At 70.6% G+C, this 14259-nt stretch carries 13 protein-coding genes and 1 pseudogene; 7 read left to right on the top strand and 7 right to left on the bottom strand.

Annotated features, from left to right (window positions below):
* Positions 1-346 precede the first annotated feature (346 nt).
* Complete coding sequence (locus tag ACZ39I_RS01200) at positions 347-1468, top strand: acyltransferase family protein (RefSeq protein ID WP_467241560.1); 1122 nt, start codon at positions 347-349, stop codon at positions 1466-1468.
* Between the two features lie 24 nt (positions 1469-1492).
* Here ACZ39I_RS01200 and ACZ39I_RS01195 read toward each other — a convergent pair whose 3' ends face one another.
* Positions 1493-1948 (bottom strand): HD domain-containing protein, encoded by a 456-nt coding sequence (locus ACZ39I_RS01195; RefSeq protein ID WP_467241558.1) that lies wholly within the window; start codon positions 1946-1948, stop codon positions 1493-1495.
* Between the two features lie 37 nt (positions 1949-1985).
* Positions 1986-3167 (bottom strand): SpoIIE family protein phosphatase, encoded by a 1182-nt coding sequence (locus tag ACZ39I_RS01190; protein WP_467241556.1) that lies wholly within the window; start codon positions 3165-3167, stop codon positions 1986-1988.
* 169 nt (positions 3168-3336) lie between these two features.
* On the opposite strand from ACZ39I_RS01190, the gene ACZ39I_RS01185 reads away from it, so the two are divergent.
* Positions 3337-4566, top strand: a complete 1230-nt coding sequence (locus ACZ39I_RS01185; protein ID WP_467241554.1) for a GNAT family N-acetyltransferase — start codon at positions 3337-3339, stop codon at positions 4564-4566.
* 27 nt (positions 4567-4593) lie between these two features.
* On the opposite strand, the gene ACZ39I_RS01180 is transcribed toward ACZ39I_RS01185, so the two are convergent.
* On the bottom strand, positions 4594-5403 hold the full coding sequence (locus ACZ39I_RS01180) for an Fpg/Nei family DNA glycosylase (RefSeq protein ID WP_467241552.1): 810 nt from the start codon (positions 5401-5403) through the stop codon (positions 4594-4596).
* Between the two features lie 156 nt (positions 5404-5559).
* Positions 5560-6045 (bottom strand): ribose-5-phosphate isomerase, encoded by a 486-nt coding sequence (locus ACZ39I_RS01175; protein ID WP_352383960.1) that lies wholly within the window; start codon positions 6043-6045, stop codon positions 5560-5562.
* Positions 6046-6250: 205 nt separating this feature from the next.
* On the opposite strand from ACZ39I_RS01175, the gene ACZ39I_RS01170 reads away from it, so the two are divergent.
* On the top strand, positions 6251-7663 hold the full coding sequence (locus ACZ39I_RS01170; RefSeq protein ID WP_467241550.1) for an amino acid permease: 1413 nt from the start codon (positions 6251-6253) through the stop codon (positions 7661-7663).
* Positions 7664-7733: 70 nt separating this feature from the next.
* Here ACZ39I_RS01170 and ACZ39I_RS01165 read toward each other — a convergent pair whose 3' ends face one another.
* Positions 7734-8531 carry a hypothetical protein gene (locus tag ACZ39I_RS01165; protein WP_467243331.1) on the bottom strand — a complete coding sequence of 266 codons (798 nt, stop codon included), beginning with the start codon at positions 8529-8531 and terminating at the stop codon, positions 7734-7736.
* 223 nt (positions 8532-8754) lie between these two features.
* Between ACZ39I_RS01165 and ACZ39I_RS01160 the strand changes: the two genes are divergently transcribed.
* Complete coding sequence (locus ACZ39I_RS01160) at positions 8755-8988, top strand: hypothetical protein (protein ID WP_467243330.1); 234 nt, start codon at positions 8755-8757, stop codon at positions 8986-8988.
* A 1189-nt stretch (positions 8989-10177) separates the two neighbouring features.
* On the opposite strand, the pseudogene ACZ39I_RS01155 reads toward ACZ39I_RS01160, so the two are convergent.
* Positions 10178-10961 (bottom strand): annotated as a pseudogene (locus ACZ39I_RS01155) (serine/threonine-protein kinase); the annotation flags it as partial.
* 239 nt (positions 10962-11200) lie between these two features.
* Here ACZ39I_RS01155 and ACZ39I_RS01150 point away from each other — a divergent pair.
* Positions 11201-11926, top strand: coding sequence for an LPXTG cell wall anchor domain-containing protein (locus ACZ39I_RS01150; RefSeq protein ID WP_467243286.1), 726 nt, complete (start codon positions 11201-11203; stop codon positions 11924-11926).
* Between the two features lie 98 nt (positions 11927-12024).
* On the opposite strand, the gene ACZ39I_RS01145 is transcribed toward ACZ39I_RS01150, so the two are convergent.
* Positions 12025-12600 (bottom strand): biotin transporter BioY, encoded by a 576-nt coding sequence (locus ACZ39I_RS01145; RefSeq protein ID WP_467241548.1) that lies wholly within the window; start codon positions 12598-12600, stop codon positions 12025-12027.
* 290 nt (positions 12601-12890) lie between these two features.
* On the opposite strand from ACZ39I_RS01145, the gene ACZ39I_RS01140 reads away from it, so the two are divergent.
* Positions 12891-12977: a putative leader peptide gene (locus tag ACZ39I_RS01140; RefSeq protein ID WP_353963568.1), complete on the top strand. Its 87-nt coding sequence runs from the start codon at positions 12891-12893 to the stop codon at positions 12975-12977.
* A 64-nt stretch (positions 12978-13041) separates the two neighbouring features.
* A complete protein-coding gene (locus tag ACZ39I_RS01135) occupies positions 13042-14250 on the top strand; it encodes an ROK family protein (protein WP_467241546.1) in 1209 nt (402 codons plus the stop codon).
* Positions 14251-14259: the final 9 nt, after the last annotated feature.

Raw genomic sequence — 14259 nt, 5'->3', positions numbered from 1 at the left:
CGGTCCCGCTCTCCCGGCCCGGGGACGCGACCCCGCGACCCCCGCCAGAACCATCGTGCCACCAACGCGGCCCGCATATGCGGCCGGTGAGCCAACGTTTGGCCATGCCGATACACGCCCCGCACCCCGTGGCCGGTTCCTTTCGGTCTGCGGTCACCGTGTCCGCACATTCCGTCCGCAGGGAATTCGAAGCACCGACACAGGTGTGCGACGGGCTGGGTTATGCGGCATTTCGGGGGGATTGATGGTGACAAAACAGGCCCGTTGAAGACGGCTCAGAAGTGCACAACCGGCAACGAGACAGCCGGTTTTACGGAGACACACAGCCGAGGCTAGGGTGCCTCAGATGTTTCCAGCCGCCGCCGACCCAGTCCCCCGTCCGCGCTCGCCTCAGGACCCGCCGTCCACCAAGCAGCGTGACGCCTTCTTCGACAACGCCAAGTACCTGGCGATCGTCCTGGTGGCCGTCGCACACTCCTGGGAGCCGCTCAAGGGCGACAGCAGGATCCTGGAGGGCGTGTACACGGTGGTGTACTCGTTCCACATGCCGGCGTTCATCGTCATCTCCGGCTTCTTCTCGCGCAGTTTCGACATGCGCCCGGACCGGCTGAAGCGGCTCGTCACCGGCGTCGCGGTGCCGTACATCGTCTTCGAGACGGCGTACTCCCTCTTCAAACGCTACGCCGACCACGACCCGGGCATGGAGATCAGCCTCCTGGACCCGTGGTTCTTGACCTGGTTCCTGGTGGCGCTGTTCATCTGGCGGTTGACCACGCCGATCTGGAACCTGGTGCGGTGGCCGCTGCCGCTCGCGCTCGGCATCGCGATGCTGGCGTCCGTGACCCCGGACATCGGCGACGACCTGGACCTCCAGCGGGTGTTGCAGTTCCTGCCGTACTTCGTGCTCGGCCTGGTCATGAAGCCCGAGCACTTCCGGATGGTGCGCCGGCGTTCGATGCGGATCGCGGCGGTGCCGGTGTTCGCCGCCGCCCTCGCCGTCGGCTGGTGGGCGGTGCCGCGGATGAACACCGAGTGGTTCTACCACCGCAACGCCGCTCAGGAGATGGGCGCTCCCTGGTGGACGGGGCCGGTCATGGTGCTGGCCATGTTCGGCGCCTCGCTGCTGTTGACGGCCTGCTTCTTCGCCTGGGTGCCGGGCCGGCGCATGTGGTTCACCGCACTCGGCGCGGGCACGCTGTACGGCTATCTGTTGCACGGCTTCCTGATCAAGGGCGCGGGTTTCGCGGGCTGGTTCGACCATGCCTGGCTGCACCGTCCGGCCGGTGAGCTCTTCGTGAGCGCCCTCGCCGCGGTCGCCGTGACCCTGCTGTGCACCGCGCCGGTGCGCCGGGTCTTCCGGTGTGTGATGGAGCCCGACATGAACTGGGCGTTCAGGCGGGAGCCGGCCGAGGTGAGGCGGGGAGTCGAGCAGAAGGCGGCGGCTCCCCGGGAGAAGGTCAGCGCCTAGAGGCCAGCGGCTAGAGGTCAGTGCCTAGCCGGACGCCGGCAGACCGAGAAGTGCGCGCATCCCCGCGTACTTCTCGGTGAGTCGTTGCCGGGTCGCCTCGTCGAGGACCGCCAGGCGTGCCGGGTCCGCGTTGTGCGCCAGGTCGGCTTGTTTGACCAGCAGCGCGCCCGGGGTCGCGAGGATGCGCCCGGCGTACGCCTCGGGCGGCTCACCGGCCCGCTTGGTGACGGCGAGCACGATGTCCTTCGTACGACGGCTCAGCGCGGCCTCGGCGAGCCACTGCGCGGAGAGCGCGTCGTCCTCGACGGAGTCGTGCAGCCAGGCCGCCGCGATCTGGTCGTCGTCACCGCCACGCGCGTGTACGCCCTCGGCGACGGCCCGCAGGTGTTCGGCGTAGGGCCGGCCGGCCTTGTCGGTCTGGCCCTCGTGTGCGGCGCGGGCGAGGGCCTCGACCTCGGCCAGGGTCAACTCGTCGGTCATTCCTCCAGTGTGGCGTGCCGCGGTACGGAAATCGTGCCTAGTGCGGCATCGACTGAGCCGTGGGGCCCTCGCGGCAGATCAGCAGCAGCGCCCGGTCGTCGTTGACGTCCTTCGCCACCGCCTCGATCAGGTGCCAGGCGGCGCCGTGGAAGCCGCCGGCGACATACCGGTCGGCCTCCCCCGTCAGCCGGTCGATGCCCTCGACTATGTCGCGGTCGGACGTCTCCACCAGGCCGTCGGTGAACAGCATCAGGACGTCGCCGGGCCGCAGTGATCCCTTGACCGGGTCGAACTGGGCGCCGTCGTAGACCCCGAGGAGCGGGCCCTCCGCGGCCTTCTCCTCCCAGCGGCCGCTGCCGGCGCTGAGCTGCAGCCCCGGCGGGTGGCCGGCCGAGTAGAGCTCGTAGTCGCCGGAGTCCAGGTCCAGGACCAGGTGGATCGAGGTCGCGAAGCCCTCGTCCCAGTCCTGGCGGAGCAGATAGCCGTTCGCGGCGGGCAGGAAGGCGTGCGGGGGCAGCGAACCGAGCAGACCGCCGAACGCCCCCGACAGCAGCAGTGCACGCGAGCCCGCGTCCATGCCCTTGCCGGAGACGTCGGTCAGGACGACCTCCATCGTCCGGCCGCCGTTGGTACGGGCCGCGACAACGAAGTCACCGGAGAACGACTGGCCGCCCGCGGGACGCAGCGCCATCTCCCGGTGCCAGCCCTGCGGCAGGTGCGGCAGCTTGCTCTGCACCCGGATGCGTTCGCGCAGGTCGAACAGCATGGTGCCGCCGCGCCGCCAGGGCACCCCGACCCGGCTGCGGAACTGGGCGATCAGCAGGCCGAAGAAACCGCAGGCGGCCACGACCAGGACCACGCCCGGGGTGACCCGGGACGGCCCCTCGGTGTACGGCCCCAGCCGCACCGACTCCACGATCAGCGCGGTCGCCGCCGCCGCGTACAGACCGAGCAGGCTCGCCGGGCGCAGCAGCAGACCGCCGGCGACGATCGGGAGGACCAGCGCGGCCGGTGAGCACCACACCGAGTTCATCAGGGTGACGGACGCGATCATTGGGATGGTCAGGAGCAGACCGGCCAGCGCGACCCAGTCCGAGCCGTCGCCGCGGAAGTAGTCCACGGCGCTTCTGCGCAGGCCGACGCGGACCCGGTGCCACTGCATCTTCCACCGGGCCGTGAACGTCTCGGCTTCCGCGCGCCGCTCTCGTCCTGCTGCCATTAGTTCGGGACCTTATCCGTCGAACCCTCTGCTTGGCACAGGAGGTACGACTTGTCCCCCGTGCGAGGTTCAACTTCACAGCTGTTCAAGGGCCGTACACGCTCCGGCCGATGACGGGCCCCGGTGAAATTCCCTCGCTCGTCCCGCAATGCCCTGGTAGGCATGGTTCATGGGGACTGACTTGCGGGTGCTACGGCAGGACGACTGGGACGAGTGGTACGACACCCTGATCCGCGCCTTCGGCGGGGTTCCGGAGTCGGCCGAGGAGCGGGAGCTGTTTCGTGAGCTCACCGCGTACGACCGCTCCATCGGCGTCTGGGACGGCGAGCGGTGTGTGGGTACGGCGGGGGCGTTCGGCTTCCGGATGACCGTGCCGGGCGGCGCCCTGGTGCCCGCCGCCGGCGTCACCATGGTCGGCGTGGCCGGCACGCACCGGCGGCGCGGGGTGCTGACCTCGATGATGCGCCGCCAGCTGGACGACGTGCGCTCCTGGGGCGAGCCGCTGGCCGTGCTCACGGCCTCCGAGCCGGTGATCTACGGCCGGTTCGGGTACGGCGTCGGCACCTACCACCTCAACGCCGACATCGACACGACCCGGGTACGGCTGTCCGTGCCGCCCGGCACCGACGACGTACGGCTGCGGTACGCGGCGCCCGCCGACGTGCTCGACGCGTGCGAGGCGGTGTACGCCCGGCTCGTGCCGCGGCGGCCCGGGATGGTCGCCCGGCTTCCCGGCTGGGAGCGGATGTGGCTGCTCGATCCGGAGAGCGACCGGGACGGTGCCTCACCCCTGCAGTGCGTGGTCGCGGAGCGGGACGGGGAGGTCGTGGGGTTCGTGCGGTATCGGGTCAAGGCGGACTGGGAACCGGCCGGGCCCAAGGGCACCGTGGTGGTCTCCGACCTGGAGGCACTGGATCCGGCCGCGCACGGCGCGCTGTGGCGGTTCCTGTTCGACCTCGACCTCACCTCGCGGATCGATGTGCGGCGGCGGCCGGTCGACGAGGCCTGGCAGTACCTCGTCTCCGATGTCCGGCGCTGTTCACTGCTGGTGCGGGACTCGCTGCACGTACGGCTGGTGGACGTGGGGGCCGCGCTCCAGGCGCGGACCTATCAGGCGCCGGTGGACGTGGTGTTGGAGGTCGAGGACTCCTTCTGCCCCTGGAACGCGGGGCGTTGGCGGCTCAGCGGGGACGCGAAGGGCGCGTCGTGCGACCGTACGACGGACCCGGCCGACCTCGCTCTGCCGGTAAGGGAGTTGGGGGCGGCCTACCTCGGCGGCGTGAGCCTCGCCGCGCTGGCGGGCGCGGGCCTGGTGCGGGAGCTGCGACAGGGGGCGCTGGCCGAGGCGGCGGTGGGGTTCGGGTCGGCGGTGGCGCCCTGGCTGCCGCACGGGTTCTAGGCGGCCCTGTCTTTCAGAGTCCCGCCTTCAGAGTTTTTGGCAGGTCGGGCACCAGAAAAGGTTGCGGGCGGCGAGGTCGGCGGTGCGGATCTCGCCGCCGCAGAGGTGACAGGGCAGGCTGGCCCTGCGGTACACGTAGACCTCGCCGCCGTGGTCGTCGACGCGCGGCGGGCGGCCCATCGCCTCGGGGGTGTGCTCCGGGCGGACGGTGTCGATGCGGTTGTTCCGCACGCCCTCGCGCATGAGCGCGACGAGGTCGGTCCAGATCGCGTGCCACTCGGCGGGGGTGATGTCCTTGCCCGAGCGGTACGGGTCGATGCGGTGCCGGAAGAGGACCTCCGCCCGGTAGACGTTGCCCACGCCCGCGATGACCTTCTGGTCCATCAGCAGGGCGGCGATCGTCGTCCGGCTGCGGGAGATCCGCCGGTACGCGGCGTGCGGGTCGGCGTCCTCGCGCAGGGGGTCCGGGCCGAGGCGCTCGTGTATCGACTGCTTCTCGGCGGGGGTGATCAGGGCGCAGGTCGTGGGGCCGCGGAGGTCGACGTACGCCGTGGTGTTCGCGAGGCGGAGGCGGACCGTGTCGGTAGGCGGGGGTGCGGGGGCCGCGCCGAAGGTGACCTTGCCGAAGAGGCCGAGGTGGATGTGGACCCAGTCGGTGTCCCGGAAGCCGAGGAAGAGGTGCTTGCCGTGGGCGTCGGTGCGGGTGAGTTCGGAGCCGGTGAGGAGGGCGGCGGCGTCGGAGAACTTGCCCTGGGGGCTGGTGACGCGGGGTTTCGTGCCGGTGAAGGCTTCGGCGTAGTCCTGTGCCAGGCGGTGGATGGTGTGCCCCTCAGGCACGGTGGCTCCTTCTGCGTCTGCCGGTGGGGGCGGGCCATGGGGGTTCTCGCCCCCGCCGCCCCGTCCCGTCCTCCAGGGGCTGCCGCCCCTTCGACCCCGCCCCCAGGGGCTCCACCCCCGGAACCCCGCTCCTCAATCGCCGGAGGGGCTGAATTGCTACTGCTGGGGGTGGTGCGCCGGGATCGCCGGCAGGTCGCCCGTGGTCTCGTAGTCGGACAGCATGTCGATGCGGCGCTGGTGGCGCTCGTCGCCCGAGAACGGCGTCGCGAGGAAGGTCTCGACGAACTTCGTCGCCTCCTCCGTCGAGTGCATGCGGGCGCCGACCGCGACGACGTTGGCGTTGTTGTGCTGGCGGCCCAGCGACGCGGTCTCCTCGCTCCAGGCGAGGGACGCCCGAACACCCTTGACCTTGTTCGCCGCGATCTGCTCGCCGTTGCCGGAGCCGCCGATCACGATGCCGAGGGAGTCGGCGTCGGCGGCGGTGCGCTCGGCGGCGCGGAGGCAGAAGGGCGGGTAGTCGTCCTGGGCGTCGTAGATGTGGGGGCCGCAGTCGACCACGTCGTGGCCGGCCGCCTTGAGCCAGTCGACGAGGTGGTTCTTGAGTTCGAAGCCCGCATGGTCGGAGCCGAGATACACGCGCATGGAACGAGTGTGACACGGCTGTTTCGGGGCAGCAGCCCCGGGTGTCGGCCAGGAAAACAGTGAGCCTGACAATGGAACCTCAAGGAAACCTCAAGTAACAATCTGGATTCAAAGGTTCACGAATTTCTTTGCCTCCGATTCACTGGACCGACCCGTACACCGCTCGTACGGGCCTCCCCACACCCGGCACGAAGGAATTCCCCGTATGACTGGTCTCCAGGCCGGACTCAAGAATCGTCACCTCTCGATGATCGCCATTGGCGGCGTCATCGGAGCGGGCCTCTTCGTGGGCTCCAGCTCCGGTATCGCCACCGCCGGACCCGGCATCCTGCTGTCGTACGCGCTCGTCGGCACGCTGGTCGTCCTCGTGATGCGGATGCTCGGTGAGATGTCCGCCGCGAATCCCAATTCCGGTTCCTTCTCGGCGCACGCCGACCGGGCCCTCGGCCGCTGGGCCGGTTTCTCCATCGGCTGGCTTTACTGGTTCTTCTGGGTCGTCGTGCTCGCCGTCGAGGCGACCGCCGGCGCCAAGATCCTCGAAGGGTGGATACCCGCCGTACCGCAGTGGGGGTGGGCGCTGATCGTGATGGTGGTGCTGACCGCCACCAACCTCGTCTCCGTCGGGTCCTACGGCGAGTTCGAGTTCTGGTTCGCCGGGATCAAGGTCGTGGCGATCGGGGCGTTCATCGTCATCGGCCTGCTCGCCGTGTTCGGCGTGCTGCCGGGTGTCGACGCCGACCAGGCGGGGCTCTCCAACCTCACCGACCACGGCGGCTTCCTGCCGCACGGGCCCGGCGCCATCCTCACCGGCGTACTGCTCGTCGTCTTCTCCTTCATGGGCAGCGAGATCGCGACCCTCGCGGCCGGTGAGTCGGAGGACCCGCAGCGGGCCGTGACCAAGTCGACCAACAGCATCATCTGGCGTATCGCGGTCTTCTACCTGGGATCCATCTTCGTCGTCGTCACGCTGATCCCGTGGGACTCCAAGTCCATCCAGGACAGCGGGTCCTACGTCGCCGCGCTCGACTCCCTCGGGATCGCGCACGCCGGTCAGATCATGAACTTCATCGTGCTGACCTCGGTGTTGTCCTGTCTCAACTCCGGCCTCTACACGGCCTCCCGGATGGCCTTCTCGCTCGGCGAGCGGGGCGACGCGCCGAAGGCGTTCGCGCGGGTCAACGGCCGGGGTGTGCCGATGGCCGCGATCCTCGCGTCGGTGGTGTTCGGCTTCGTCGCCGTGTTCTTCAACTACCTCTCCCCCGACAAGATCTTCCTCTTCCTCGTCAACTCCTCCGGTGCGGTGGCCCTGTTCGTGTGGCTGGTCATCTGCTTCTCGCAGCTGCGGATGCGGAAGATCATCCAGGCCGAGGCGCCGGAGAAGCTGGTCGTGAAGATGTGGCTGTACCCGTATCTGACCTGGGCGACGGCCGCGTTGATCGTGTTCGTCCTCGGCTACATGCTGACCGACACGGAGCACGACGGGCGGGAGACCGTGCTGTTGTCGCTGCTCGTCGCGGCGGTGGTGCTGGTCATCGCCGTGGTGAAGGAGAAGGTCGGGCGCGGGCGGGCGACCGCCGCGTCGGCCGGTGACGTGACGGACAAGGTTTCCGTCGGCTGAACGGACGGCTGAACGGACATGTGAGCAGGGCCCCGTGGCGTGTGCCGCGGGGCCCTTTCTCCGTTCCGGTTCACAGGACGGTGAAGCTGTCCTTCACCTTCTCGTACGTCGTGAGGGCCTGCGTCTCGATGTCCGGCTGGTACCAGGTGTTGATCTGGTACGACTTGTCGCCCACGTTGAAGCCGAGCAGCTGGGCGTGCCAGGGGACGCCGCCGAGGGTGAAGGTGTACTCCCAGACGACCGCGGGGTGATCGCGGAACGTCGTCTCCTCCAGGCGGATCTTGGCGTAGTCCTGGCCCTGGTGGGCGTTCTGCTCGGAGGTCCGCCAGGTCTCCATCAGGTCGCCTCGGGCGAGGGACGACTTGGCCGCGAGCTCCTGCTTCCCGTCCGGCGAGGTGTAGTGGACCTCGGCCCCCGTCTTCACGTCCCGCCGCCAGCCGGTCGGAGTCGCCCACGCGAATCCGCCGGCCTCCTCGTGTGCGCCGGGCGGGAGCGAACGGGGGCGGGAGGTGCCCTCGACGGTGGCGGACGGGGTCCCGCCGGGTGCCGAGGAGGAGACGGAGGCCGAGGCGGACGGGGAGCCGCCCGCCTTGTCGTCGCCGGGTGGGCCGGACGTGGTGGCGAGGATGATCGCGACCACGGCAGCACCTGCGGCGACCACGCTTCCGACGGCAACCAGGGTGGTCCGGCGCCGGCCCCGGTGGGCGGTGGTGGGGGGTTCGCCCGGGGGTATGCGGTGGGGGTGCGGGCCGAGGACCAGCGCCGGGCCGGGGTCGGGGTCCTGCTCGGGGTGGGGTCGGGTACCGGGATCGGTGGCGGGGTCGGCGGTGTCGATGCCGGGTCCGCTGCCGCCGTCGCCTACCTGCACTGGACCTTGTGCGGGGCGAGGGCCGGGGTCCTGGCCCGGGTGGGGTCGAGTACGGGGATCGGTCGCGGGGACGTCGGTGTCGATGCCCTGCCCGCCGCCGGCTGCGCCTTCCTGCGCCGGCCGTCCTTGCTCGGGGCCTGGATCGGGATCCTGGCCCGGGTGGTGGGGGCGACGGTGAGTTTTCGGTACCGGACCGACACGGGTGGGGGCGGAGGCCGCTCGCGTGAGGGCGTCCCGGGTCGGCGCGTCCGGCATCGGGAAGTGCTCCGTGGGGGCGCCCGCCGCGAGGGAGTCCTGGGTGGGGGCGCTCGCGAGAGGTGTACTGGTCGTGGTGGCCCCTGCCCGGAGTACGGCTCCCACCGAGCTCCCGGACGGCACCTCCGACCGAACCTCCGAACGCTCCTCCGAGGCGGCCTCGGTGGAAGCACTGGCGATGTGGTCGGCCGAGGCCTCCTGAGATCCGGAGGGCAGGAACGGCCCGGCTGGGGTGAGGTGTTCGGGTTGCGCGGCTACGGCGTCGTCACCCGCTCCATCCGGGCCCACGCTCCCGGTCCCGGTTCCGGTTCCGGTTCCGGTTCCGGTTCCGGTCGCGGTCGCGGTCGCGGTCGCGGTCGCGGTCGCGGTCGCGGTCGCGGTCGCGGTCGCGGCCAACTCCGAGGACCCGCGCCTGGACACGACACCGTCCGACGGCTCCGTACCCTTCGCAACAGACCGAGCCTCCTCTGGCGATGTGCCCGATCCCCAGGCAACCCGCGCACCCCCAGGCCCCTGCCCGACCGGTACGCCATCCGACGGCTCCACTGCCTCGGCCGCCTCGGCTCCAGACCGGGACTCCCCCGGCGTTGAGCCCGAAGCCCGACCAACCCCCGCACCCGAGAAGCCCGGCACGGCATCCGACGGCTCCGCTGCCTCGGCCGCCTCGGCTCCAGACCGGGACTCCCCCGGCGTTGAACCCGAAGCCCGACCAACCCCCCCACCCGAGAACCCCGGCACCGCATCCGACGGCTCCACCTCGGCAGGCTCGTCCACGGCCGCCTCGGGCCCGGCATCCGGCTCCGGCACCCGCGGATCCCGTACCGCCCGTACGACTCCGGTCTCCAGATAGGCCGGAGTGGGTGACTCCCGCGGTGTCCACGGCCCCGGGACCGACGGAGTCTTTGATGAGCCCCCTCGGGCAGTTGACGTATCCGGTGAACCGCTGGGCGCACCCGACGCGTCCGGCGAGTTTTCCCGCGTGTCCCGTGAGGCTCCCAGTGTTCCCGGGTCCCCCGGCACCTCGGACCCACCCGGAATTCCCGAAGCGCCCCGCCTCTCTCCCGCCCCGCCCGCTTCATCGGCACCCCGCGCCTCGGAAGCGTCCGCACCAACCGGCGTTCCTGGAGCCCCCGCAGTCCCAGGGACTGCCGTGGCCCCAGATGTTCTCGGCCCCCTCGGATCCCCAGGGCCACTCGACTCCCCCTGGGCCCACGCCGGCGCAGAACTCCCCGCTCGCCCCGATCCCGGCGCCGCCCCCGACAGGGAATCCCCGTCAACCTGTCCCACCCCTGCCACCTGCGCAGAGTCCGCCTGGTCAGAACCCGATGCCTGCACACCTCCCACCCAGGGCTCCCGCTCCGACGTCCCCGTGTCGCCGGTGTCATCCCCCGTCCCCATCCTCAAAGTCGGCGTAGACGCCGGAAACGCGACCGTGTGCAGGGTCGACTCCACCTCGTCCAGGCCCGGGCGTATCGACGGGTCCTTCTCCAGCAGGGCTGTCAGGAGGTCGGTCAACGGGCCCGCCGCCGGGAGTTCCGGCTCCTCGTAGAGGACGGCGTGCAGCGTGGCCAGGGTGGTGTCGCGGGAGAAGGGGGAGCGGCCGCCCAGTGCCGCGCACAGCGTCGCTCCCAGGGACCAGATGTCCGACGGCGGGCCCTGCGGACGGCCCGAGACCCGCTCGGGGGCCATGTAGTCGGGGGAGCCGACGAGCATGCCGACCATGGTCAGCGCCTCGGCGTCCTGCATCGCGGCGATGCCGAAGTCGGTGAGCACGATCCGGCGGGCAGTGCGCTCGCCGGACTCCACCAGGACGTTCCCGGGTTTGATGTCCCGGTGCAGGACGCCGCGTGCGTGGACCTGGCGCAGGGCCCGCACCAGCCCCAGGCCGAGGAGCGCCGTTTCGCGCGGGCCCAGTGGGCCGTCCTCCACCGTCATCCGTTCCAGGGAACGGCCGTTGACCAACTCCATGACGATCCACAGGCGTTCGCCCTCGTCCACGACGTCGTAGACCCGTACGACGTTGGGGTGGTCGATGCGCGCCGTGGCCCTGGCCTCGCGCAGGGTCCGTTCACGGCGGGTGCGGGTGTCCTCGGCGTCGAGGCCGTCGATCCGCATCTCCTTGACCGCGACCTGGCGGTCGAGCATTTCGTCGGCGGCCCGCCACACCCGCCCCATTCCGCCCTGGCCGATACTTTCGACCAGGCGATAGCGTCCCGTCACCAGGAGCCCTGGAACTCCGCCGCGCCTCGCATTTCCCGTGTCTCCCGTATTCCCCGGCAATCCGCTGCACCCCCTCAACGATGCCCCGACTGGAACACAATGGTCACACTTCGCGCCGTACCAGCATAGTGCGGAGAAATCTTGTGGTACCTCTTCAAGTACTGCGAATTCAGGCGCAGCCAAGGGGGGCGAACATGAGTTCTCGTCGTATGACGACCATCGCCGGATCGCTGGTCACGGCGTCCTTCTCGACGGTGATGATCTTTTCCTTCACCGCGAGCGCGGACGAGGGACCCGCAAGCAGCAAGGGGGGAAAGGCCGTTGACGATGCGCCGGCGGGCGTGGAGCTGACGACGACACTGCCCGGGACGATCTCCGTCGACAACAGCTCGCAGAAGACCGATCTCACGGCCACCGTGAAGAACGACGGGAGCAAGGACAGCGGAAAGATCAGGCTTTTGGTCGTCGGATTCGACGGCATGACGGTCAAAAACGTTCAAGGCTGCTCTCAGATTGCAGAAAAGGGTCTACCGGAGGGCTCGAACAGCGGTTTCGCCTGCCCCATCGACAATCTCGCGGCCGGTAAGTCGAAGTCGTACGCCGTCGACGCGACATTCGATCTCGACAAGACCGGAAAGATCTGCTTGCCGGTGCAGACCGGTGACGGGAAGAAGACGTTCTGGCAGCAGGGCCCGGTTCCGTTCGGTACGACGAATCCGTCGCCGAACGCCCCGGCCACCCCGCTGCTGCTGGGCACCGACAACAAGCCGGTGGCGCCCGGCGGTGACACCCCGGGCGAGTTGCCGAAGACCGGTGTCGGGCGGGACCTGCTGCCGCTCGGGGCCGCGGGCGCCTCGCTGATGGCGGCGGGCGTGGCCGGGCTGTGGTGGTCGCAGCGGCGGCCGCAGCGCACCGGCTGATCCGGAGCGGGAAAACGGTGAAGGCATGACCTGACGGTCTGTCAGGTCATGCCTTCGGCATGTCCGGCATGCACCTCTGCGGGAGATCCGGAGGAATGTCAGCGCTTGACGAGCTTCCAGGTGGTCGGCAGGACGCCCATCGCCAAGGCGGCCTTGAGGGCGTCGCCGAGGAGGAAGGGGGTGAGGCCGGCCGCGATCGCGGCGGACAGCGACATGTCGGCGGCGTAGGCGAGGTACGGGACACCGATCGCGTAGATGATCGCCTCGCCGGCCAGCATGGCACCCGCCGTCCGCCACACGTTCCGGTCGGCGCCGCGGCGGGCCAGGGCGCCGACGGCGGCGGAGGCCAGGATCATGCCGAGGATGTAGCCGAAGGACACGGAGAACCCGGAGGTGCCCTGGGCGAACCACGGGAGTCCGGCGAGGCCGGCCAGCGCGTACAGGGCGAGGGAGGCGACACCGCGGCGGGCGCCGAGGGTGGTGCCGACGAGCAGCGCGGCGAAGGTCTGGCCGGTCACCGGCACCGGGGAGCCCGGCACGGGCACGGAGAGCTGTGCGGCGAGACCGGTGAGCGCGGCGCCGCCGGCCACGAGCGCGATGTCCCGGACGCGGGAGGCGGGGATCAGGTCGGCGAGGACCTGGCCGGTGCGGGCGGGGGCGACGGCGGTGCTCATGGGGACTCCGCGAGGGTGTGAACGGCGGGGGACATCGTGACGCTATCCCAGCGTGTTCCGGCCGATCACCGTCAGCGCCCGACAAAGGCGGGAGCCGGGGCTTGGTGGGCTCCGGACAAAGGATGTCGGTTACACCCGGTTCGGCGTGATGCCGGTCACTGAGGTGAGGTGGCACCGGCTACAGGGGGGGCGGGGTCGGGCCGCTGTGGGGAATCACCAAACGAACGGAATCACCGACCGAACCCTAGTGGTCTGGTCGGATTCACCGTTTCTGACCTACCCTTCCAGGCATGGTCGCCCAGTCCCGGTACTTCTCCTCGCGTCGACACGTCGACCTGCGACGCGTGGGCACGGCTGTCTGTCGCCGTCCGGTGTGAGGCGGGCTCCGGCGCGCCTCACTCTCCGAGACGTGTCGGCCCCCGTTCCCGAGGACGGTCTTCCATGCCCCGTACCGCGGCACCCCCTGCCACCGCTCCCGCCACTCGCCCTTCCATGCCCCCTTCCATGTCCCGGCGCCGCACGAGCGCCAGCGTCGTCCTGCGGTCCGTGCTGGAGCACGGGCCGGTGGCACGCAGCACCATCGCCCGGCTGACCGGACTGTCCCCGGCGTCCGTGACGGACTACTGCTCGCGCTTCACCGAGCTCGGTCTCATCCGTGAGTCGGAGGCGCCCCGGCAGTCCCATGGTGTGGGCCGCCCCCATGTGCCCGTCGACCTGGACGAGTCACGGTTCGTTGTGGGCGGGGTCCATGTGGCCGTCCCCTATACGACAGTTGCGCTGCTCGATCTGCGCGGCCGGGTGGTGGCCGCACGGGAGCTCCGGCACAACGGGGCCGGCGCCTCCGAGATCCTGGCGCGGGCCGCAGAATGCCTCGCCGCACTGCTGGGGCGGTCACCGCGGCTGCGCTGCCTGGACGTCGGCTTCGCGGCCGGCGGCTGGGTGGACCGGGACTCCGGGACCGTCGTCGAACACCCCCTGCTGGGCTGGCACGAGGTGCCGGTGCGGGAGGTGCTCGGCGCCCGGACCGGTCTGCCGGTCCATGTGGACGGGCACGCGCGGGCGTTGGTCAACGCGGAGCGGCTGTTCGGGCGGGCGCGCGGCAGCCGGAGCGTGCTGCACCTGTTCGTCGGCAACGTGGTGGACTCGGCGTTCGCCACCAACGACGAGGTGCACCACGGGCCGCGCTCCCAGGCGGGCGCGATCGCCCATCTGCCGGTGCCGGGCGGCACCGAGCCCTGCGACTGCGGGCGGACCGGGTGCCTGCAGGTCGAGTTGAGCGAGCGGACGCTGTGCCGACGGGCCCGGCAGGCGGGGATCGTCGAGGGCGTGAACCCGATGCACGTGGTCGCGGCGGCGGCCACGGGCGACCCGGTGGCGGCCCGGCTGCTGACCGAGCGGGCGGGCGCCGTGGGGCGGGCGGCGCGGCTGCTCCTCGACGTGCTGAACCCGGAGACGGTCGTGGTGACCGAGGTCGGCATCCTCCACCGGGAGGACTGCCTCGTCGCCCTGCGCGAGGGCGTCGGCGACGACCGCGCGGCTTCCGTCATTCCGTCGAGTTTCCCGGATTCCGTTCTTGCCGTGGCGGGCGGTTCGGTGGCCCTCGACGTGCTCTACCGGGATCCATTGGCCGCGTCACCTGAGGCTATTTAATTCAGAAAC

It is taken from the genome of Streptomyces sp. NPDC024687, assembly GCF_055559055.1.
Note: the sequence above shows the minus strand (reverse complement) of the source record. Positions and strands in the feature narration are given on the sequence as shown.

What these genes read in the sequence shown, in the direction of transcription:
- ACZ39I_RS01190 (WP_467241556.1), bottom strand. Translation starts at nt 3,167, where the DNA reads ATGGCAGCAGGACGAGAGCGGCGCGCGGAAGCCGAGACGTTCACGGCC.
- ACZ39I_RS01135 (WP_467241546.1), top strand. Translation starts at nt 13,042, where the DNA reads ATGCCCCGTACCGCGGCACCCCCTGCCACCGCTCCCGCCACTCGCCCT.
- ACZ39I_RS01140 (WP_353963568.1), top strand. Translation starts at nt 12,891, where the DNA reads ATGGTCGCCCAGTCCCGGTACTTCTCCTCGCGTCGACACGTCGACCTG.
- ACZ39I_RS01200 (WP_467241560.1), top strand. Translation starts at nt 347, where the DNA reads ATGTTTCCAGCCGCCGCCGACCCAGTCCCCCGTCCGCGCTCGCCTCAG.
- ACZ39I_RS01170 (WP_467241550.1), top strand. Translation starts at nt 6,251, where the DNA reads ATGACTGGTCTCCAGGCCGGACTCAAGAATCGTCACCTCTCGATGATC.
- ACZ39I_RS01195 (WP_467241558.1), bottom strand. Translation starts at nt 1,948, where the DNA reads ATGACCGACGAGTTGACCCTGGCCGAGGTCGAGGCCCTCGCCCGCGCC.
- ACZ39I_RS01185 (WP_467241554.1), top strand. Translation starts at nt 3,337, where the DNA reads ATGGGGACTGACTTGCGGGTGCTACGGCAGGACGACTGGGACGAGTGG.
- ACZ39I_RS01145 (WP_467241548.1), bottom strand. Translation starts at nt 12,600, where the DNA reads ATGAGCACCGCCGTCGCCCCCGCCCGCACCGGCCAGGTCCTCGCCGAC.
- ACZ39I_RS01150 (WP_467243286.1), top strand. Translation starts at nt 11,201, where the DNA reads ATGAGTTCTCGTCGTATGACGACCATCGCCGGATCGCTGGTCACGGCG.
- ACZ39I_RS01175 (WP_352383960.1), bottom strand. Translation starts at nt 6,045, where the DNA reads ATGCGCGTGTATCTCGGCTCCGACCATGCGGGCTTCGAACTCAAGAAC.